General features: G+C 73.2%; 20 protein-coding genes. 13 read left to right on the top strand and 7 right to left on the bottom strand.

Translation table 11 applies throughout. The annotated features are described in order from the left end of the window. Window positions 1–100: 100 nt before the first annotated feature. The 3 genes from IEZ07_RS01860 (at window position 101) to IEZ07_RS01850 (ending at window position 3,604) form a co-directional block, all read left to right on the top strand. A complete protein-coding gene (locus IEZ07_RS01860; RefSeq protein WP_191893175.1) occupies window positions 101–1,345 on the top strand; it encodes an arginine deiminase in 1,245 nt (414 codons plus the stop codon). Window positions 1,346–1,773: 428 nt separating this feature from the next. Continuing rightward, entirely contained in the window at window positions 1,774–2,268 is a 495-nt protein-coding gene (gene bldD / locus IEZ07_RS01855) for a transcriptional regulator BldD (protein ID WP_068894204.1), read from the top strand. Window positions 2,269–2,416: 148 nt separating this feature from the next. Beyond that, the gene (locus tag IEZ07_RS01850) at window positions 2,417–3,604 is read left to right on the top strand and encodes a PP2C family protein-serine/threonine phosphatase (RefSeq protein ID WP_191893174.1); all 1,188 of its coding nucleotides are present in this window, start codon (window positions 2,417–2,419) and stop codon (window positions 3,602–3,604) included. Window positions 3,605–3,691: 87 nt separating this feature from the next. Here IEZ07_RS01850 and IEZ07_RS01845 read toward each other — a convergent pair whose 3' ends face one another. Both IEZ07_RS01845 and IEZ07_RS01840 read right to left on the bottom strand, forming a co-directional pair. Continuing rightward, entirely contained in the window at window positions 3,692–4,051 is a 360-nt protein-coding gene (locus tag IEZ07_RS01845) for an ArsC/Spx/MgsR family protein (protein ID WP_191893173.1), read from the bottom strand. Further along, window positions 4,048–4,524, bottom strand: a complete 477-nt coding sequence (locus IEZ07_RS01840; protein WP_068894206.1) for a YbaK/EbsC family protein — start codon at window positions 4,522–4,524, stop codon at window positions 4,048–4,050. Before IEZ07_RS01840 ends, IEZ07_RS01845 begins: the two co-directional genes overlap by 4 nt. Window positions 4,525–4,644: 120 nt before the next feature. Between IEZ07_RS01840 and IEZ07_RS01835 the strand changes: the two genes are divergently transcribed. From IEZ07_RS01835 to IEZ07_RS01825, 3 genes are all read left to right on the top strand, one after another. Further along, window positions 4,645–5,454 (top strand): L,D-transpeptidase family protein, encoded by an 810-nt coding sequence (locus IEZ07_RS01835; protein ID WP_239319282.1) that lies wholly within the window; start codon window positions 4,645–4,647, stop codon window positions 5,452–5,454. A gap of 320 nt (window positions 5,455–5,774) precedes the next feature. After that, window positions 5,775–6,221 (top strand): SAV_6107 family HEPN domain-containing protein, encoded by a 447-nt coding sequence (locus IEZ07_RS01830; RefSeq protein WP_191893172.1) that lies wholly within the window; start codon window positions 5,775–5,777, stop codon window positions 6,219–6,221. Window positions 6,222–6,443: 222 nt separating this feature from the next. Then, entirely contained in the window at window positions 6,444–6,995 is a 552-nt protein-coding gene (locus tag IEZ07_RS01825; protein ID WP_191893171.1) for a GNAT family N-acetyltransferase, read from the top strand. 64 nt (window positions 6,996–7,059) lie between these two features. Here the strand turns inward: IEZ07_RS01825 and IEZ07_RS01820 are convergent, their stop codons facing one another. Continuing rightward, on the bottom strand, window positions 7,060–8,394 hold the full coding sequence (locus IEZ07_RS01820; RefSeq protein ID WP_191893170.1) for a S41 family peptidase: 1,335 nt from the start codon (window positions 8,392–8,394) through the stop codon (window positions 7,060–7,062). An 88-nt stretch (window positions 8,395–8,482) separates the two neighbouring features. Between IEZ07_RS01820 and IEZ07_RS01815 the strand changes: the two genes are divergently transcribed. Together IEZ07_RS01815 and IEZ07_RS01810 are read left to right on the top strand one after the other, a co-directional pair. After that, the gene (locus IEZ07_RS01815; RefSeq protein ID WP_191893169.1) at window positions 8,483–9,136 is read left to right on the top strand and encodes a response regulator transcription factor; all 654 of its coding nucleotides are present in this window, start codon (window positions 8,483–8,485) and stop codon (window positions 9,134–9,136) included. Continuing rightward, window positions 9,133–10,248: a sensor histidine kinase gene (locus IEZ07_RS01810; protein ID WP_191893168.1), complete on the top strand. Its 1,116-nt coding sequence runs from the start codon at window positions 9,133–9,135 to the stop codon at window positions 10,246–10,248. Before IEZ07_RS01815 ends, IEZ07_RS01810 begins: the two co-directional genes overlap by 4 nt. Here IEZ07_RS01810 and metF read toward each other — a convergent pair. Beyond that, complete coding sequence (gene metF, locus IEZ07_RS01805) at window positions 10,238–11,200, bottom strand: methylenetetrahydrofolate reductase [NAD(P)H] (RefSeq protein ID WP_191893167.1); 963 nt, start codon at window positions 11,198–11,200, stop codon at window positions 10,238–10,240. The genes IEZ07_RS01810 and metF overlap by 11 nt on opposite strands. A gap of 102 nt (window positions 11,201–11,302) precedes the next feature. Between metF and IEZ07_RS01800 the strand changes: the two genes are divergently transcribed. Further along, window positions 11,303–12,370 (top strand): polyprenyl synthetase family protein, encoded by a 1,068-nt coding sequence (locus IEZ07_RS01800; RefSeq protein ID WP_191893166.1) that lies wholly within the window; start codon window positions 11,303–11,305, stop codon window positions 12,368–12,370. Between the two features lie 157 nt (window positions 12,371–12,527). On the opposite strand, the gene thiE is transcribed toward IEZ07_RS01800, so the two are convergent. Genes thiE through IEZ07_RS01785 form a run of 3 tightly spaced genes read right to left on the bottom strand, consistent with a single transcriptional unit; the run spans window position 12,528 to window position 14,763 of the window. Next, window positions 12,528–13,172 carry a thiamine phosphate synthase gene (gene thiE / locus IEZ07_RS01795; RefSeq protein WP_068894213.1) on the bottom strand — a complete coding sequence of 215 codons (645 nt, stop codon included), beginning with the start codon at window positions 13,170–13,172 and terminating at the stop codon, window positions 12,528–12,530. Then, entirely contained in the window at window positions 13,150–13,524 is a 375-nt protein-coding gene (locus tag IEZ07_RS01790; protein WP_068894214.1) for an Rv2175c family DNA-binding protein, read from the bottom strand. The genes thiE and IEZ07_RS01790 overlap by 23 nt, the downstream gene beginning before the upstream one ends. A 60-nt stretch (window positions 13,525–13,584) precedes the next feature. After that, a complete protein-coding gene (locus IEZ07_RS01785) occupies window positions 13,585–14,763 on the bottom strand; it encodes an NAD(P)/FAD-dependent oxidoreductase (protein ID WP_191893165.1) in 1,179 nt (392 codons plus the stop codon). 303 nt (window positions 14,764–15,066) lie between these two features. Between IEZ07_RS01785 and IEZ07_RS01780 the strand changes: the two genes are divergently transcribed. From IEZ07_RS01780 to pknB, 4 genes are all read left to right on the top strand, one after another. Next, complete coding sequence (locus IEZ07_RS01780) at window positions 15,067–16,368, top strand: FAD-dependent oxidoreductase (RefSeq protein WP_191893164.1); 1,302 nt, start codon at window positions 15,067–15,069, stop codon at window positions 16,366–16,368. Beyond that, a complete protein-coding gene (thiS, locus tag IEZ07_RS01775) occupies window positions 16,365–16,565 on the top strand; it encodes a sulfur carrier protein ThiS (RefSeq protein WP_068894216.1) in 201 nt (66 codons plus the stop codon). Before IEZ07_RS01780 ends, thiS begins: the two co-directional genes overlap by 4 nt. An 82-nt stretch (window positions 16,566–16,647) precedes the next feature. Then, window positions 16,648–17,406, top strand: coding sequence for a thiazole synthase (locus IEZ07_RS01770; protein WP_189234915.1), 759 nt, complete (start codon window positions 16,648–16,650; stop codon window positions 17,404–17,406). Between the two features lie 85 nt (window positions 17,407–17,491). Next, the gene (gene pknB, locus IEZ07_RS01765; protein WP_191893163.1) at window positions 17,492–19,450 is read left to right on the top strand and encodes a Stk1 family PASTA domain-containing Ser/Thr kinase; all 1,959 of its coding nucleotides are present in this window, start codon (window positions 17,492–17,494) and stop codon (window positions 19,448–19,450) included. Window positions 19,451–19,606 lie beyond the last annotated feature (156 nt).

Raw genomic sequence — 19,606 nt, 5'->3', positions numbered from 1 at the left:
CCGCCTCACCGGAGGGACCGAGTTTCGTCCCGCCCCGCCCGGGAATCCCACTCGGCACCGCCCTCCAGCGGACCGTCCCGCGGCGACCGAGGAGACTGCCATGGCCTTTCACGTCGGCTCCGAGGTGGGCCGGCTCAGGCAGGTCGTCCTGCACGAGCCGGACCTGGCGCTGAAGCGGCTGACCCCCGCCAACAAGGACGAGTTCCTCTTCGACGACGTGCTGTGGGTGCAGCGCGCGGTGGAGGAGCACGAGGAGTGGCAGCGGGTCCTGCGGGACCGGGGCGTCACGGTGCACCTGCTGTCGGACCTGCTGCGCGAGACGGTCGCCGTCCCCGAGGCGCGCAGGCACATCCTCGACGGCATCGTGGACCCCCGCTGGTTCGGGCCGCTGGCCACCGACGCCGTCCGCAACACGCTCGACGCGATGGACCCGGCGCAGCTGCAGCAGTACCTCACCGGCGGCCTGACCAAGCGCGAGTTCCTGGAGCTGTCCCCCGAACCCCGCAGCGTCGCCTTCCACACGCTGGGGATGGACGGCTTCGTCCTGCCGCCGCTGCCCAACCACCTGTTCACCCGCGACACCTCCTGCTGGATCTACGACGGCGTCTCGATCAACGCGATGCGCAAGAAGGCCCGCCGCCGCGAGACGGTCAACTACGAGGCGGTCTACCGCCACCACCCGCTGTTCGCCGACGGCTACGACCGGCCCGGACAGGGCGGCTACCACGTGTGGATGCCCGGCATGGCCGCCGCGCCGGCCACCATCGAGGGCGGCGACGTACTGGTCATCGGGCGCGGCGCGGTCCTGGTCGGGATGAGCGAGCGGACCCGGCCGCAGGCCGTCGAGATGCTCGCGTGCAGCCTGTTCGCCCGGGGCTCGGCGAGCCGGATCGTGGCGCTGGACATGCCGAAGGCGCGAGCGTTCATGCACCTGGACACGGTGATGACCCAGGTCGACGAGGGGACGTTCACCAAGTACGCCGGGCTGGGCATGCTGCCGTCCTACACGATCGAGCCGGGCGACAACGACAAGGAACTCAAGATCACCGACCACGCGCCGGAGGAGATGCACCGGGCGATCGCCGCCGCGCTGGGCCTGGACGACATCCGGGTGCTGACCGCCGTCCAGGACGTGCACGCCGCCGCGCGCGAGCAGTGGGACGACGGCTGCAACGTGCTGGCGCTGGAGCCGGGCGTGGTCGTGGCCTACGAGCGCAACACCACCACCAACAACCACCTGCGCGCGGCCGGCATCGAGGTGATCACCGTCCGGGGCAGCGAGCTGGGCCGGGGGCGCGGGGGTCCGCGCTGCATGAGCTGCCCGATCGAGCGCGACGGCGTCTGACCGCCCCGTCCACCGCCCGCCGGCGTCCCGGGCCGCCGCCTCCTCCGGTGTGCCGCCCCGATCGCCGGCGCGGCCCTCACCGTCCCGTACGGCCGGCGGCGCTCCCGTCTGGAGCCCGGCCGCGACGCACGGTGAGACCCGGACGCCCGGAGCGGATTCAGGGGCCCGGCAGAGGGAACAAATACGACATTCACGGCGGAACCCGCCGGACCGGATTCGACCTCTTTTTTCCAATCAGCTTGACCTTCGGCGTCCGCCCCTTTACCGTCACTGTCCGTAACCACACGTCGTGACGTTACCGGGTGAACCCTCACTCTCCGGTCATCGCAGGCACCTACCCCTGGGCGCCGACCCGGTGACCGGAGCATACGGCGTGAGGTAGCACAATCAAGTGAAAGCAGTACATTAGAGAGCCGGGGGGCCACACGATGCCGTCTGAATACGCCAAGTCGCTGGGTGCACGACTCCGCGCCATTCGCACCCAGCAGGGATTGTCCCTGCACGGAGTCGAAGAGAAGTCCCGCGGACGTTGGAAGGCGGTCGTCGTCGGCTCCTACGAGCGTGGCGACCGCGCTGTCACGGTGCAGAAGCTTGCCGAGCTCGCGGATTTCTACGGGGTGCCCGTCTCGGAGTTGCTGCCCGGAGGCGCCGCCCCGAGTCCGCTGGGACCCACGCCGAAGCTTGTGATCGACCTTGAGCGCCTCTCCCAGCTCCCCAAGGAGAAGGCCGGTGCCCTCGCCCGTTACGCGGCGACCATCCAGAGCCAGCGTGGTGACTACAACGGCAAGGTGCTGTCCATCCGCCAGGAGGACCTGCGCTCCCTCGCCGTGATCTACGACAAGTCCCCCAGCGAGCTCACCGAGGAGCTCATCAACTGGGGCGTCCTGGACCCCGAGGCACGCCGGGCCGTCGACTCCTTCTGATTCCGGACCGTCTCATGGGTACGCCGGTTCCGGCGTACCCATCCGGCCACGGATACGTTCTTCCGTTGAACCTCGCGTGTAGTCCGCCGCCGATGTCCATCGCTGTGGTAGGAAAAAACAAACGCGCTGTTTAACGAGACGTGGTGAGATGCTCAGGAGAGACGGCCGCCAGGATCGCTCCCCGTCACGCCCGAAAAGCCGGCTCGCCTCTCTCCGCGCCTCCCTCTCCTCGACCAGGGCCCGCGCCTTCGTCAGGCTCCTCTCCTCCGTCGAGACCGGCAAGACCCACGCCGTCCTGAAGCTGCTGCCGTTCATCGTGATGGCCGTGGTGGCCACGATCGATTTCGGCACGGGTCCGACGACCGGTCTCCTCCCCCTGCTCGCCCTGGGCCCCGCCTTCGCCAGTGTGGCCTGCGGCCTGGCCCGCACCACGCTGGTCGGCGTCATCGCCCTCCTGCTCGGCGTGGCCCTCGGCGCCTACAACGACATCCTCTGGACGCCCCGCACCAACGTCACCGTCATCGCCATCCTCGGCGTGACCATGGCCAGCGTGCTGGCCAGCGCCGGGCGGCTCCGCCACGAACGGCGGCTCGCCGACGTCCGCTCGGTGGCCGAGGCCGCCCAGCGGGTCCTGCTCCGGCCGGTGCCGCGCCGCGCCGGACCCGGGATCGGCGTCGCCGTCTCCTACACCTCCGCCACGGCCGAGGCCCGGATCGGCGGCGACCTGTACGAGGTGGTCACCACCCCGCACGGGGTCCGGGTCATCGTGGGCGACGTCCAGGGCAAGGGGCTGGAGGCCGTCGAGACGGCCGCGGTGGTGCTCGGCGCCTTCCGGGAGGCCGCCTACGACGAGTCCAAGCTCCAGGGCGTGGTGTCCCGCCTGGAGAACGCGCTGAGCCGGGAGCTGTCCGGTGAGCAGTTCGTCACCGCCGTGCTCGCCGAGATCACCGGCGGCGCCTCCATCACCGTCCTGAACTGCGGCCACCCGCCGCCCATGGTGCTCACCGCCGAGGGCGACCACTGGTTCGCCGATCCGCCCGAGGACGCGCTTCCCCTGGGGATGGGCGCGCTGAAGGCCGGGGAGCCCGCGCCGTACCAGATCCCGTTCGCGCCCGGCCACCAGGTCCTCTTCTACACCGACGGGGTCATCGAGGCGCGGGACCGCTCGGGCCGGTTCTACCCCCTGGACTCCCGCGCCCACCTGCTGGACGGCGCCGACCCGCAGCTCGCCCTGGACGCCCTCCGCGCCGACCTCCTCCACCACGTCGGCCGCCCGCTGGCCGACGACGCCGCCATGCTCCTCCTCCGGCACCGCGCCGCCCACACCGCCGACTGACACCCCGCCTCACCCGGCCTGCGCGAGGCCCGGCCACCGCGCGAAGGGGTTCGGGCCGCGGGCTGGACCCGGCCGGAGACCGGTCGGCTAGGAACCGTCCTCGAGGAGGGCCTTCAGGGTTTCCTCGTCGCGGGCGATCACGGCGCGGCCGTCGTCGGTGAGCACGATGGGACGCTGGATCAGGACCGGGTCGGCGGCCAGGAGGGCGATCCACTCGTCGCGGTCGCGCGGCCGCTCCGCCAGCCCGAGCTCCCGGGCCCGGGCCTCCCCCATCCGGGTGACGTCCCACGGCTGCAGGCCGAGCCGGTCGAGCACCTCGGTGAGCTCCGCGACCGTGGGCGGGTCGTCCAGGTAGCGGCGGACGGTCACGTCCCTGCCGACGCCGGCGAACGCGTCGAGGGCGCAGCGGCTCTTGGAGCAGCGCGGGTTGTGCCAGACGGTGGTCATGCGACCTCCGCAGGGACGCCGCCGGTGATGCGGAGCAGTTCGTCGTAGGAGGTCGGGAAGACGCTGTGCGGATGGCCGGCGGCGGCCCAGACCACCTCGTGCGCCTTCAGCCAGGTGTCGACCAGGGTGCGGATCGGGGCCGGGTGGCCGATGGGGGCGACGCCGCCGATGGGCTGGCCGGTGGCCGCGCGGACCAGCTCCGGTGTGGCCCGCCGTACCTCGGCCGCGCCGATCGTCTCGGCGACCAGGCCGGTGTCGACGCGGTGGGCTCCGCTGGTGAGCACCAGGAGCGGCTCGCCGTCGGCGTCGAAGACGAGGCTGTTGGCGATGGCGCCGACCTCGCAGCCGAGTTGCGCGGCCGCGGTCGCGGCGGTGGGGGTGGCCTGCGGGAACACGACGATCTCTCCGGAGACACCGTGCTCGCGCAGGGCGGCGGCGACCTTCTCGATGTTCGGATGCAACTTTTCTGGCACCCGGCCACTCTAAACAGATCGCCGGCCGGTCACCTCTGCATGACCGGCCGAAGGTGCATCCTGATGGTGCGCTATGTTCCGTTGATCCGGTTATCCAGCGGTGTGAGGGGATGAAGTCACGTGGAGGTTGGACGGCGGCTCGGAGTGGCCGCGCTCATGACGGGAGCGGTGCTCCTGTCCTCCTCCGGCGCCGCGAACGCGGTGTCCGCCGCCCCGGTGGTTCCGGTCGCCGCGGTGGAGGCCTCGTTCGCGGCGGAGACGGCGGCGGCCGAACCGGCCCCCTTCGCCGCGCCGGGCAAGACGCTCAGGGTCGGCGCCAAGGGGGCCGCGGTCAAGGCGCTGCAGACCCGACTGAAGGAGCTCGGCTACCACCCGGGCCGGATCGACGGCCGGTACGGCGGGGCGACCCAGGCCGCGGTGTGGGCGTTCCAGAAGGTCAACGGCCTGAAGCCGGCGGGCGCCGTCACCCGGCGCACCTGGGACGCCCTGGAGGCCCCGCGGGCCCCCAGGGTCCTGGTGCCCAAGGGCAGGCCGACGCGCGTGGAGATGAACCTCACCACCCAGGTGATGGTGCTCTACGTCGGCGGGCGGGTGAAGCTGATCAGCCACACCTCCTCGGGCAGCGGGGTCCCCTACTGCGAGACGGCCACCTGGCAGGGCAGGACGCAGAAGTTCTGCGGAGACGCCCGCACGCCGACGGGCGACTACAGGACGACCTGGCGGCGAGACGGCTGGCACCGGTCCTACCTGGGTCAGCTGTACAACCCGATCTTCTTCAACGGCGGCATCGCCTTCCACGGCGCGCTCTCGGTTCCGCCGGCGCCGGCCTCGCACGGGTGCGTGCGCCTGCCGATGCACGTGGCCGAGGTCCTTCCCGGCCTGCTCGGCACGGGGGTGCCGGTCCACGTCCGGGGCAGGTTCGCCCGGTAGCCGCGGCCGTTCGCGGAACGCGGGCCCCGGGAGATCTCGATCTCCCGGGGCTTTTCGTTTCACAGAGAGATCGAACTTCTGTTCGTCGACATACTTGACAGCATCGATGATCGAATTTATGTTCGATGTAGTGACGTGGGACTCGCGGCTCACGTTGAGGGCGGCCGACCCGGCCCCGCCGGAGGCGGGGCCGGGTCGGGACGGACGGGGAGAGGGGAAGCTCCTCGTCCGGCCGCCCGGCGGAATTGTCGGTGGCGTCTGCGAACGTGATACCACCGGCCAGACCGCCGGGAGCCGCTTGCGACCAAGGAGGCGGAAGCATGACCCCACGGTTCGACGGCCCCGCCGGGCCCCGGTTGTCGCCCACGGTGCGGGCGCGCCTGGCCGACGCGCGCGACTGCCTGGAGGAGGCGGCGAACGCCCGCACCTCGGCCATGCGCTATGTCTCGGCGCACCTGGCGGCGCTCCGGGCCGCGGCGGCCGTCCTGGCCGCCCGCCCCAAGCCGATGGACGGCCGACGCCGCAGGTTGCGCAGTGCCTGGGAGCTGCTCCCCGAGGCTGAGCCCAGGCTGGCCGACTGGGCGCCCTATTTCGAGGTGAGCGCCGCCAAGCGGGCCTCGATCGAGGCCGGGATGACCCACGCCGTGTCGGCCCGCGACGCCGAGGAGCTGATCTCGGAGGCGGAGCGGTTCGTCGTGGCGGTCGAGGAGATGCTCGGCGTGCCGATCCAGCCCGCTCTCCCGGGCCGCGTCCCTCTGGCGGGGTAGGCCCGCCGGGTGTCCTTCCTGTGCGCTCCCGGACCCTGCACGCTCCCGGACGGCGGCGAGGGCCGTGGCGGGAGCCGGGCGGGTCTGCCGTCCCGGAGCGGCGACCGCGTCCGTCCCCGTCCGTAGGCGGGGGCCGTCCGCGAGCCTCAGGTAAAAGAACCCGAACGTCCCGTTAGCCGTTTCCCTCGAATCCGGCCGGATCGCCCCTGCTAGGGTGCGACGGTGATCGGACTGCGACGAGTCGGCCCCGACGAGTTCGTCTCCCGGCTGGATTCCGTCCTCGACATCTACACGGCGGCGATGGCCCCTCCCGCCGATCAGCTGTCCGGCCGGAAGGCGATAATGGGCAACCACGCCGCCCACCCCGGTTTCACCTGCCTGTTCGCCGAGCTCGCCGACGGCACCCCGGTCGGCCTCGCCTACGGTTTCCACGGCGTCCCCGGGCAGTGGTGGCACGACGTGGTCCACCAGGCCGTCGCCGAACGGCGCGGCGAGACCAGCGCGCGCGACTGGCTGGGCGACGCCCTGGAACTCGCCGAGGTCCACGTCCACCCCGACCACCAGGGAAAGGGCGTCGGCAGGGCCCTGGTCCTGAACGTGTGCGAGGGGCGGCCGGAACGCACGGTCGTGCTGTCCACCCGCGACCTGCCCACCGCGGCCCGGCACCTCTACCGGAACATCGGGTTCGTGGACCTGCTCACCGCGTTCGTCTTCCCCGGCGGGTACGAGCGCTACGCGATCGCCGGGGCCATGCTCCCGCTGCCCTCCGGCTGACGCCACGGAGGGCGCGGTCACGGGCGGCGGGAGCCGGCGCGGTCCGCCCGCCGCGGCGGGCGCGTCAGAGAAGCGCAAGCGCCTTGGCCAGGCCCGGATCGCGCCCGGTGGCCAGGTCGAGGGCGGTCATCGGGGCGTGGTGGTCGACCGGTACGCCGATCGTGTCGATGATCTCCCGGGCGGGGCCGAGGTGCCGGACCTTGGGCAGGATCAGGACGCTGCCGTCGTCGAGGAGGTATCCCATGCCGGGACCGGAGACGGCCCCGGCGGTGCGGGTCCCGACGAGGGTGCCCAGGCCGTTGCCCTTGACCGCCGCGCTGAAGTCGTCGCAGGCCGAGGCGCAGCCGCGGTCGGTGAGGACGACCAGGCGCGAGCCGAGCAGCGGGACGCTGTCGTCGGTCCGGTTGGGCACGCAGTCGCCCTTGAGCGGGCAGAAGTGGCTGGTGACCTTGCCGTGCGCGAACGCGCCGAGCAGCCGGGTCACCTCGCGGGGCGACCCGCCGCCGTTGCCGCGCAGGTCCAGGACCACCGCCTTCGGCCTGTCCCGCAGTTCGGCGATGACCCGGTCGGCGCCGCCTTCGTGGAATCCGGGCAGCCGGACGTAGACGACGCCGCCGGGAAGCCTCTTGGAGGTCACCTCCGGAGGCCGCCGGGTGAGGGGACCCTGCCCGATCTCGACGGTGCGGGTCCGTCCCGTCGTGGGGCGCTTGAGCGTGAGCCGTACCGGGTCGGCGGCGAAGGCGCCGATGATGGCCTGGTTCACGGTGTCGCCGATGAACACCGGCATGCCGTCGACCTTGAGGATGATGTCGCCGGGTCTGACGCCGGCCTCGGCGGCGGGGCTGCCGGGCACGACCTCGGTGATGAACAGCGGCGGCCGGGCCGCCGGGTCGAGCTGCGGGCCCTGCTCGGCCGACACGCCCACGATGCCCGTCCCGGTCGGCCCGCCCTGCTGCGGCGGGGGCGGGTTGATCCAACGGGCGTGGTTGTCCTGGAGTCCGGCGACCATGCCGGTGATCGCGGCACGCAGCGCGGCCGGGTCGCCGGTGCCGAGGACCTTCGCGAAAGCGGCCCAGTCGGTGTCGCGGTCACCGGTCAGGGCGGGCAGCCCGAGGCCGGTCCGGTCGGCGCCGCGCCGGATCAGGTTCTGGGTGTAGGCGGCCATGGCGCTCTTCAGCAGCGTCCTGGAGTCCAGGACCGGGCCGCTGTAGTAGTTGTCCAGCACGCAGAAGTACGCCTGCCGGAGCGTGTTCACCGAGGTCGGGGGCGGTGACTGCGGCGGTGGCGCCGCGACGGCGGTGCAGCCGGCGTTCCCGGCGGGGACCGGCTGCGGAGCCGGGGCGGAGGCGGACACGGTGCAGGCCGTCATCAGGACGGCGGCGCAGAGAGTTCTGATCATGGCCGCCAGCATGGCCGGAAGCGGGTTTCCCGGCCGTGAACGCAATCGTTAACGCCGTTGTCACCTCATTTCGTATAGGAACGTCGGCATGCGAGTGCTGGTGGTTGAGGATGAACGAGATCTGGCCGATCTCGTGGCGGTGGGACTGCGCCGCCACGCCATGGCCGTCGACGTGGCCTACGACGGGGCCGCCGCGACGGAGCGGCTGGCGGTGCACGACTACGACGTTCTGGTGCTGGATCGGGATCTGCCCGGGATGCACGGCGACCTCGTCTGCCGTGAGCTGGTGGCGCGCGGGAGCCGTACGCGGATCCTGATGATGACGGCGGCGGCGTCGGTGCCGGACCGGGTGGCGGGCCTGGGGATGGGGGCCGACGACTACCTGCCCAAGCCGTTCGACTACGCCGAACTGGTCGCGCGGGTGCAGGCGCTGGGACGGCGCAGCCGGTCGGCGGTGCCGCCGGTGCTGACGCGGCACGGGATCGTGCTCGACACCCACCGGCTGCAGGCCTCGCGGGACGGCCGGCACCTGCACCTGTCGCTCAAGGAGTTCGCCGTCCTGGAGGTGCTGATGCGGGCCGACGGCGCGGTCGTGAGCTCCGAACGGCTGCTGGAGGAGGCCTGGGACGAGCACACCGACCCCTTCACCACGGTGGTGCGGGTCGTGATCAGCCGTCTGCGGACCAAGCTCGGCGACCCGCCCTGCATCCAGACCGTTTCCGGCGCGGGATACCTGCTGTGACGACGATCAGGGTACGGCTCACGCTGACCTACTCCGGACTGTTCCTGCTGACCTCGGTCGTGCTGCTGGTCACGGTCAACCTCCTGCTGCACCAGGCGCTGCGCACGCGGATCGCGCGGCTGCCCGTGGCGCCCGCGGCGCCCCCGGCGCCGGGGACGACGGCCGGCCGGACCCCGCCGCACCCGCCGCTGCCCGATCTGGTGGACGAGGTGATCGGCTACCAGTGGGAGGTGACCGCGCTGACGGTCGGGATCCTCACGCTGGTCTCGCTGGTCGTCGGATGGCTGGTCGCCGGACGGATCCTGCGGCCCCTCCACCGGATCACCGCCACCGCGCAGCGGCTGTCCCTGTCGACCCTGCACGAACGGATCGCGCTCGCCGGGCCGGAGGACGAACTGAAGGAACTGGCCGACACCTTCGACGCGATGCTCGACCGGCTCGAACGCTCCGTCGCGGCGCAGCAGCGGTTCATCGCCAACGCCTCCCACGAGCTGCGGACCCCGCTGGCCGTCCAGCGGGCGGCGATCGAGATCGGCCTTCCCGAGGACGTCGGCGAGATCCGCAGCACCCTCCTGCTCCACAACCGCCGCGCGGAGAGCCTCATCGACGCCCTGCTGGTGCTGGCCCAGGCGGAGCACGGCCTGGACGGCAGGAGTCCGGTGGCCCTGGACCAGGTGGTACGGCTCGTCGTGGCGGAAGGGGGTTCGGACGGCGTCACCGTGACGGTGCGGGCCGAGCCGTTCGTCGTCGAGGGGGACCCCGTCCTGCTGAACCGGCTCGTCACCAACCTGCTCGACAACGCGGTCCGCTACAACCGCCCCGGCGGGACCGTCGAGGTCGCCCTCTCCCGCGGAGTCCTGACGGTCCGCAACACCGGCCCGCACGTGCTCCAGGAGGATTTCGGCGACCTATTCGAGCCGTTCCGACGGCTGCACACGGCCCGCGGGCGGGGCGCCGGACTCGGCCTGTCGATCGTCGCGGCGATCGCGAAGGCGCACGGGGCCGACGTGCGGGCGAATCCCAACCCTGGGGGCGGGCTGGAGCTCGTCGTGGTCTTCGCGGGATCCGGGGACGCACCCCCCGCAGGAGGGGACGACGGGCTCACCCGGTGAGCGAGGCGGTCTCCGGCACGTGGTCGGGGGCCGCATGGTCGGCGGCCGCGTGATCGAGGGCGCGGAAGACCTCGCGGGTCGCGCTGGAGCGGTTGAAGGTGATGAAGTGGATGCCGGGCGCGCCCTCGTCGAGCAGGGTCCGGCAGAGCTCCGCGGCGTGCTCGATGCCGAGGGCGCGCACGGCGGCGGGGTCGTCGGAGACGGCCTCGAACCGCGCGGCCACCTCCGGCGGGAACGGGGCGCCGGAGAGCTGCTCGGAGCGGGCGATCGTGCTCATCTGGGTGACGGGCATGATGCCGGGGATGATCGGGGTGTCGCAGCCCCTGTCCGCCACCCGGTCGCGCAGCCGCAGGTAGTCCTCCGCCCGGAAGAACATTTGGGTGATGGCGTAGTCGGCGCCCGCCCGGCACTTGCGGACGAAGTACTCGGTGTCGGCCTCGACCGAGACCGACCTAGGGTGCTTGTAGGGGAACGCGGCGACGCCCACGCAGAAGTCACCGGACTGACGGATCAGCCGGACCAGGTCCTCGGCGTAGAGCACCCCCTCGGGGTGGCGCACCCACTCCCCCGCCGGGTCGCCGGGCGGGTCGCCCCGCACGGCGAGGATGTTGCGCACGCCCGCCCCGGCGAACCGGCCGATCAGGTGGCGCAGCTCGCGGATCGAGTGGTCGACGGCGGTGAAGTGCGCCACCGGGGTCAGCGTGGTCTCGTGGGCGATCCGCTCCACGATCTCGACCGTGCGGTCCCGGGTCCCGCCGCCCGCGCCGTAGGTGACGGAGACGAACGTGGGACGCAGCGACTCCAGCTCCCGGATCGCGCGCCAGAGCTGCCGCTCCCCCTCGGTGTTCTTCGGTGGGAAGAACTCGAAGGAGAACGACCGGCCACCTGCGGCGAGAAGCTCGCGGACGGTGGGCACGCGGTCGGGAAGGATTGAGGGGCGACCCAGAGCCATGCCCTCTAGCCTACTGGTCCGGCCGCCGGGCGGGCCGCCGTCACCCTGCCGGCCCCGCCCCGCTTGATCCGCGTCCGGTGCCCGGCCCGATAATCTCTGGGTATGCCCACTTCCGCAGCCCTGCTGGACACCATCCGCTCCGAAGTGGATCGTTCGCTGAGAGGTTTCCTCGATCGGCAGCGTCCGCTGGTCAGCGCGCCCGAGATCGCCCCTCTCGTCGCCGCGGCCGAGGACTTCCTCTCCGGCGGGAAACGGCTCCGTCCGGCGTTCTGCTACTGGGGCTGGCGGGGGGCGGGCGGCGGCGACGATCCCGCGCTCTTCACCGCGGCCGCCTCCCTGGAGCTGCTCCAGGCCAGCGCGCTCGCCCACGACGATGTGATGGACGCCAGCGACCTGCGCCGGGGCATGCCGTCGGCGCACCGCAGGTTCCAGGCCATGCACGAGAAGGAGGGCTGGAGCGGCTCGGCCGAGCAGTTCGGCGAGAACGCCGCGATCCTGCTGGGAAACCTGCTGCTGGTGTGGTCCGGCGAGATGTGGCGGACCAGCGGCCTGCCTCCGGCCGCCCTGGCCGCGGCCCAGCCGGTCTACGACCACATGCGCACGGAGCTGATGTGCGGCCAGTACCTCGACCTGCTGGAGCAGGTCCGCGGCGCCAGCACCTTCGACAGCGCGCTGCGGGTCGCGCTGTTCAAGAGCGGCAAGTACTCGGTGGAGCAGCCCCTCCGGCTCGGCCTGGTGCTGGCCGCGCGCGGGCGCGAGCCGTGGATCGACCGCCTCTGCGAGGAGTACGGCCGCAACGTCGGCATCGCCTTCCAGCTGCGCGACGACATCCTCGGCGTGTTCGGCGACCCGGCGGAGACCGGCAAGCCCGCGGGCGACGACCTGCGCGAAGGCAAGCGGACGATGCTCATCGCCCGCGCGCTCGCCGCGGCCTCGCCCGCCCAGGCGGAGGAGGTCCGTCTCACCCTGGGCGACCCGGAGCTGGAGCGGGGCGGGGTCGACCGGCTGCGCCGGGTGATCGAGGAGACCGGGGCCCTCGCCGCCTGCGAGAAGCTGATCGACGACTATCTCGGGCAGGCGCTGCGCTCGCTGGACGACGCCCCGATCACGCCGGAGGCCCGGACGGCCCTGGCCGACCTGGCCGTGGCCGCCACCGCCCGGCGGACCTGACCGGCGGCCCCGGCGCGCCCGCACCGGGCGCCGGACCTGACCGGCGGGTCCGGCCGCACCGGACCTCGACCCGGCACGACCGCACCCGGTCCGAGCGCACGGCGCACCCGGTCCGGGCACCGGCGCGTCCGCACGGCGCACCGGGCCGGGCCGCTCGTCAGCGGTGCGGCGCCGCCAGCCTCCGCTGGAACTCCTCGGCGGCCGCCTTCGGGTCGTCCGCCTCGGTGATGGCCCGCACCACCACGACCCGGCGCACGCCGTACGACATGACCTCGTCCAGGTTGGCGAGGTCGATGCCGCCGATGCCGAACCACGGGCGGTCCGTTCCCAGCGACGCGGCGTGCGCGAGCAGGGGCGGTCCGGGCGCGTGGCGTCCGGGTTTGGTGGGTGTGGGCCAGATCGGGCCGCAGCAGAAGTAGTCGACTCCGGGCTCGGCGGCCGCGGCGGAGACCTCCTCGGGGGCGTGAGTGGAACGCCCGATCAGGATGTCGTCGCCGAGGATGTCCCGTGCGACGTGCACCGGCAGGTCGCCCTGGCCGAGATGGAGCACGTCCGGACGGGCTGCGTAGGCGATGTCCGCCCGGTCGTTGACCGCCAGGAGCCTGCCGTGCCGGTCGCAGGCGTCGCGGAAGACCTCCAGGAGTGCGAGCTCCTCGCGCGCCTCCAGCCCCTTCTCGCGCAGCTGCACGATGTCGACGCCGCCCGAGAGGGCGGCGTCGAGGAACTCCGCGAGGTCCCCCCGGTCCCGGCGGCCGTCGGTGCACAGGTAGAGGCGCGCGTCAGAAACCGAGGGTCTGGGCACGCCGCTTGACTTCGGTGTGGCGGCCGGCGCGGATCGCGTCGACCGGCGACCCCGGCAGGGTCTCGTCGGGGGTGAACAGCCAGCGGAGCGCCTCGACGTCGTCGTATCCCGCGTCGAGCAGCACGGTGAGCGTGCCCGGCAGGCCCTTGACGACGTCGCCTCCGGCGATGAACGCGGCGGGCACCTGGGGCTCACCACCGCCCCGCCGGACTCCGATGATCTTGTGGTCCTTGAGGAGCTGCTTGGCGCGACCGGCACTGAGGTCGAGTCTCCTGGCGACCTCGGTCAAGGTGAGCCACTCGCCCACCAGTTCGTCGGTTTCCCGGTCGATCTGCGCAACAGAAAGCGTCACGAACCCACCACTACCACATTGAGCCCTTCACCAAACACCTCGCGGCATCTCACGGTGCGGTCACACCGCCGTACAGTCGCGCAACGCTACAGCAGGATCGGCCAGACGATCGACGTCGAGGTGCTGGCCGCCCTCGATGAGGCGGCGCCCCTGCATCAGGTCGCGGGGGAGGTTCACCGCCAGGACCGCGGCGAGCGTGCCCCCGTCGGTGACCCAGCAGGCCGACCACCGGGTGCCGACGGGGTCTCCGCGCATGACGAGGCGGGCGCCGGCGTGGTGCCCGGCGTACTGCACCATGTGGCCGAACTGCTCGGACCAGAAGTACGGGACCGGGTCGTAGACCGCGCCCTCCCCGGGACCGCCCAGCAGCGTGGCCGCGGCCACCTCGGGGGAGTTCAGCGCGGTGTCCCAGTGCTCCACCCGCAGGCGGCGGCCGTACCTGCGCGACCACCAGGCCGCGCAGTCGCCCACGGCGACCACCCCGGGCAGGGCGGTGCGCAGGTGCTCGTCGGTGACGACCCCGTCGTCCAGCTCGATCCCGGAGCCGGCCAGCCAGTCCACCGAGGGACGCACCCCGACGCCGGTGACGACGACGTCGGCCTCGACCGTGGAGCCGTCGACGAGGGTGAGCCCGCCGAGGTCGACGGAGGCCACCATCGCGCCCGTCCGCAGGTCGATGCCGGCCCGTTCGTACCAGGGGGCGGTGTGGGCCCCCACGGGGCCGAGCGCGGCGGCCAGCGGGCACTCGGCCGCCTCCACGACGGTCACCTCGCAGCCGGCCCTGCGTGCGGCGGTGGCCACCTCCGCGCCGATCCAGCCCGCACCGACGACGGCGACCCTGCGCCCCTGGCGGAGCAGGGCGCGCAGCCCGAGCGCGTCGTCGATGGTGCGCAGCACGTGCTGCGGGCCCTCCCCGCGCAGCCGGATCGGGCTCGCGCCGGTGGCGATGACCAGCGCGTCGTAGGCCAGCTCGCCCTCGGTCGTCTCCAGCACGCCCGCCCGCAGCCCCTTGGCGGCCACTCCGGGGCGGTGGTCCACCGCCAGCGCGCCCAGGTCGGAGTCGACGACGGTGGAGTCGATCTCGCCGAGCAGCACCGCCTTGGACAGCGGCGGGCGGTCGTAGGGCCGGTGCGGCTCCTCCCCGATCAACGTGATCGCACCGCCGAACCCGTGCGCCCTCAGCGCCTCGACACTCCGCACCCCGGCCAGGCCGGCGCCCACCACCACGACATGATTCACACTTCATGACCCTAAGCGGCGGGGCCGACCTCGGCCATCAGGTCTGCGATAACGAAAACGGCATTTACCTCACATCCCGTCGATAAGTGTGCTCCACGAGCCCTTAGGGTGGAGGACGTAAGACGCGCGGGAGCCCGGCACGCACCGGGCTGAGAGGAGGGCGACGGACCTGCCGGACCGGTGGGCCCGCGGTGCGCGGCACGCGCTCCGCCGGGTGTACGGGCTCCGCGGCACGGCCGTCGGCGGGCCCTCGACCGCCAGGAACCTGATCCGGATCATGCCGGCGAAGGGAGCGGAGCATCCATGCCGCACGAGACCGCAGTGCCGGTGTCCCCCGCACCGACCGCGTCCACCGGGCCGTCCGCAGGGCTGTCCGCGTCCGGCCCGGTGGCCGGCGCCTACGACCTCGTCGTCGTCGGCGGCGGGGTCGCCGGCCTCTCCACCGCCTGGCGTGCGGCCCGCCGGGGACTGCGTGTGGCGGTGGCCGACCCCGCCCCCGCCTCCGGCGCCTCGCACGCCGCGGCGGGCATGCTGGCGCCGGTCAGCGAGGTCACCTACACCGAGGAGCCGCTGCTCCGGCTGGGCCTGGCCTCACTGGCCCGCTGGCCCGACTTCGCGGCCGAACTCGCCGCCGACAGCGGTCTGGGCGCGGACGTCCTCGACTACCGCACCGACGGCACGCTGGAGGTCGCCTTCGGCTCCGACGACCTGGCGGCCCTGGACGAGCTGGCGGCGTTCATGGGCGTGCTGGGGCTGCCGGTCGAGCGGCTGACGGGCCGGGAGTGCCGCCGGCTGGAGCCGATGCTCGCCCCCGCCGTCCGCGGCGGCCTGCTGGCCCGCGAGGACGCCTGGGTGGACCCCCGCCGGGTCACCGCGGCGCTCCTGGCCGCACTGGAGCGCCGCGGCGTTCCCGTGGTGCGCGCCCGGGCGGTCGCGCTGGAGCGCTCCGGCGGCACGGTCACCGGCGTACGCCTCGCGCCCGGCACCGGGTCCGGGGCCGGGCCGGGCGGAGAGGGCGGAGAGGGCGGAGACGCGGCCCGCGGCGGCCGGGTGCTCCGCGGCGACCGGGTGGTCCTGGCGACCGGGGCCTGGTCGGGGACCGCGCTGGAGGGGCTGCCCGCCGAGGCGCTCCCGCCGGTCCGGCCGGTCAAGGGGCAGATCATGCGGCTGCGCTCCACCGAGCCGGTGCTCTCCCGGTGCGTGCGCGGGGCCGTGCACGGCGCACGGGTCTACCTGGTCCCACGCGGTGACGGGGAGCTGGTCCTCGGCGCCACCCAGGAGGAGCTCGGCTTCGACACCCGCGTGACCGCCGGCGGCCTGTGGGAGCTGCTGCGCGACGCGCGGGAGCTGGTCCCGGGCGTGACCGAGCTGGAGGTGGCCGACGTCACGGCCGGGCTGCGCCCCGGCACGCCGGACAATCTGCCGCTGGTCGGCTCCTCGGCCCTGCCGGGCCTGCTGATGGCCACCGGGCACCACCGGGGCGGCGTCCTGCTCGCCCCGCTCACCGCCGACCTCCTCCTCGAGGAGTCCGGCGATCCCGAAGGACTGGCGGCCCTCTGCTCGCCTCTCCGTTTCCAGGAGCACCGTTCGCAGGAGCAGTCTTGAACGTGACGATCAACGGCACCCCGCACGAGCTGCCCGCGGGGGCCAGCGTGGCGCAGGCCGTACGGAGGCTGACCGACGCCGGGAGCGGCGTGGCCGTGGCGGTGAACGACGAGGTCGTCCCGCGGGGCGCGTGGGACTCCACCGCGCTCGCCGAGAGCGACCGCGTCGAGGTGCTCACCGCGGTCCAGGGAGGGTGACGTGAGCGGCGACCGAGGCCGCGGGGACGGCCGGGGAAGGGACGGGATCGGAGACGTGGACGGCATGGACGGCATGGACGGCATGGACGACGGGCTGGTCATCGGCGGGGAGAAGTTCTCCTCGCGGCTCATCATGGGCACCGGGGGCGCCCCTTCGCTGGAGGTGCTGGACGGCGCGCTCGCCGCGTCGGGCACCGAGCTGACCACGGTCGCGATGCGGCGGCTGGACCCGTCCGCCCGGGGGTCGGTGCTGGACGTGCTGCGCCGGCGCGGCATCAAGGTGCTGCCGAACACCGCGGGCTGCTTCACCGCCGCCGAGGCCGTGCTGACCGCCCGGCTGGCCCGGGAGGCGCTGGAGACCGACTGGGTCAAGCTGGAGGTCATCTCCGACGAGCGCACCCTGCTGCCCGATCCCATCGAGACCTTCGACGCGGCCGAGCGGCTGGTCGCCGACGGTTTCACGGTCCTGCCGTACATCGGCGACGACCCCGCCCTGGCCCGGCGGCTGGAGCAGGCGGGCTGCGCGGCGGTGATGCCGCTGGGCGCGCCCATCGGGTCCGGGCTGGGCATCCGCAACCCGCACAGCATCGAGCTCATCGTCGAGGCCGCGGGCGTGCCGGTGATCCTGGACGCCGGGATCGGCACGGCCAGCGACGCGGCGCTGGCGATGGAGCTGGGCTGCGACGCGGTGCTGCTGGCCACGGCGGTGACCAGGGCGCAGCGGCCGGAGCTGATGGCGCGGGCCATGCGGGCGGCGGTGGACGCGGGCCGGGCGGCCCGGCTGGCCGGACGGATCCCCCGTCGCCGGTACGCGGAGGCATCATCCCCCATGAATCCATAAAGATCCGGATAAAACTGGCGGCTGTGCGCATCGGTTTGGAACACCCCGACCATGCGGACCGCAAAACGCCCCTAAACTCGGGCGGGTGGACACGACGCCAACCGATCCCCTCGTCGGGAGACTCCTCGACGGGCGTTACCGCGTCGAGTCCCGGATCGCCCGGGGCGGCATGGCGACCGTCTACCTGGCCCTGGACGTCCGGCTCGACCGCACGGTCGCCGTCAAGGTGATGCACCGCGGGCTCGCCGAGGACCCCGCCTTCGTGCGCCGGTTCATCGGCGAGGCCAAGTCGGTGGCGAGCCTGTCGCACCCCAACGTGGTGCAGGTCTTCGACCAGGGCACCGACGGCGACGTCGTCTACCTGTCGATGGAGTACGTCCCGGGGCGCACCCTGCGCGACGTGCTCCGCGACCGGGGCAGGCTGCCCGCCCGCGAGGCCCTGGAGGTCATGATCCCGGTGCTCGCCGCCCTGGGCGCCGCGCACCAGGCCGGGCTGGTCCACCGCGACGTCAAGCCGGAGAACGTCCTGCTCGCCGACGACGGGCGCGTCAAGGTCGTGGACTTCGGCCTGGCCCGCGCGGTCGAGGCGACCAACCAGACGCGCACCGGCGTCATGATCGGCACCATCGGCTACATGTCGCCCGAGCAGGTGACCTCCGGCGCCGCCGACGCGCGCAGCGACGTCTACGCGGCCGGGATCATGCTGTTCGAGCTCCTCACCGGCCGCCAGCCGTACGAGGGCGAGACCCCGATGTCGATCGCCTACCGGCACGTCCACGACACCGTGCCGGTGCCCTCCGCCCTGCTGCCGGGCTCCCCGCCGCTGCTGGACACCCTGGTCGCCCAGGCCACCGCCCGCGACCCCGCGACCCGTCCGGCGGACGCCAAGGCGCTGCTGGTCGCCGCGGTGGACGCGCACCGCATGCTCCCCAGGGAGAGCGGCCCGATCCCCTCGGCCCCCGTCCCGCCGCTCCCGCTCCCGTCCGGCCCGCTCTCCCCGCCGTACGGCGTCGCGGCCCACCCCGCACCGGTCAACCCGACCCTGATCCAGCCCCGCGCCGAGGTGCTGACCGGGCCCGCCGCGGGCGGCGCCGCCGCCGTGCCCGAGCCCCGCAGGGGCCGCAACCGCGGGAGCTGGGTCCTGCTGACCGTGCTGGCCCTGGTGATGATCGCCGCAGTCGGTGTGACCGGCTGGCTGTTCTCCCGGGAGACCACGGTCGTGGTGCCCAGCCTGATCGAGCAGAACGTCACGCTCGCCGCGGGCGAGGCCCGCCAGAAGGGCTTCGCCGTCGAGATCGGGCCGGCCGAGCACGACGAGAAGGTGCCCAAGGACGTCGTGCTGCGCACCGTGCCCGCCGCGGGCGCCGAGGTGAAGCCCGGCTCCCGGCTGACCCTGATCGCCTCGGCGGGTCCCAAGCGGGTGAACGTGCCCAACGTGGTCGGCCTGGAGCTCAACGCGGCCCGGGAGAAGATCGCCGCGGCCGGGCTGACCGTCGACGACGTCAAGAAGCAGGCCAGCGAGACCGTCCCGCGCGGCCAGGTGATGAGGACCAGCCCGGCCGTGGGCAACCGGGTCAAGGAGGGCAGCAAGGTCGACCTCTACGTGAGCGCGGGCCTGCTGATGCCCGACGTCATGGGGATGCACCGCGACCAGGCCAGGACCGTCCTGGAGAGCGCCGGCTTCGTGCCCGAGTTCGTCGAGCAGACCGACTCCGCCCAGCCGTGCACGGTCATCGCCCAGGACCCCCGGGCGGGCGCGGAGGTCGACAAGGGCTCGGTGGCCCGGATGACCCTGTCTGCCTGCAACAACGGCGAGTGGCACTGGCCCTGGGAGAACAACGGCGAGAACGCCAACGAGGACGACAACGTCATCGTCATCCCCAACGTGGTCTACAAGGACGTCCGGGCCGCGCGCGACGAGCTGAGCGCGGCCGGATTCCGGGTGAAGGTGAAGAAGGGGCTGAACCGGGGCCGGGTCCTGGCGCAGCTCCCGCCGGGCGGGCAGCAGGTCCCCCAGGGCACCCAGGTCACCCTCTGGCACTGATCCCCGCCCGGGACCGGAGACACCGGCCCCGACCGGACCTGAGCGCGCCCGCTCCGTCCCGGCCCGGACCTCCGTCCGGCCGTCGCCCCGCCCGCGTCCCGCCCCGGTCCGGGTCTCCCTCCCAACCCCGTCCCGGGCTTGCGGCGCGCCCGTCCT

Source organism: Planomonospora parontospora (genome assembly GCA_014647935.1).
Classification (GTDB): domain Bacteria; phylum Actinomycetota; class Actinomycetes; order Streptosporangiales; family Streptosporangiaceae; genus Planomonospora; species Planomonospora parontospora.
This window is presented reverse-complemented; position numbering and strand designations above follow the sequence as displayed.

Coding starts and splice junctions, on each gene's coding strand:
- bldD (WP_068894204.1), top strand. CDS start 1,774: ATGCCGTCTGAATACGCCAAGTCGCTGGGTGCACGACTCCGCGCCATT.
- IEZ07_RS01770 (WP_189234915.1), top strand. CDS start 16,648: ATGGACGACGGGCTGGTCATCGGCGGGGAGAAGTTCTCCTCGCGGCTC.
- IEZ07_RS01815 (WP_191893169.1), top strand. CDS start 8,483: ATGCGAGTGCTGGTGGTTGAGGATGAACGAGATCTGGCCGATCTCGTG.
- IEZ07_RS01860 (WP_191893175.1), top strand. CDS start 101: ATGGCCTTTCACGTCGGCTCCGAGGTGGGCCGGCTCAGGCAGGTCGTC.
- metF (WP_191893167.1), bottom strand. CDS start 11,200: ATGGCTCTGGGTCGCCCCTCAATCCTTCCCGACCGCGTGCCCACCGTC.
- IEZ07_RS01850 (WP_191893174.1), top strand. CDS start 2,417: ATGCTCAGGAGAGACGGCCGCCAGGATCGCTCCCCGTCACGCCCGAAA.
- IEZ07_RS01845 (WP_191893173.1), bottom strand. CDS start 4,051: ATGACCACCGTCTGGCACAACCCGCGCTGCTCCAAGAGCCGCTGCGCC.
- IEZ07_RS01800 (WP_191893166.1), top strand. CDS start 11,303: ATGCCCACTTCCGCAGCCCTGCTGGACACCATCCGCTCCGAAGTGGAT.
- IEZ07_RS01780 (WP_191893164.1), top strand. CDS start 15,067: ATGCCGCACGAGACCGCAGTGCCGGTGTCCCCCGCACCGACCGCGTCC.
- IEZ07_RS01820 (WP_191893170.1), bottom strand. CDS start 8,394: ATGATCAGAACTCTCTGCGCCGCCGTCCTGATGACGGCCTGCACCGTG.
- IEZ07_RS01830 (WP_191893172.1), top strand. CDS start 5,775: ATGACCCCACGGTTCGACGGCCCCGCCGGGCCCCGGTTGTCGCCCACG.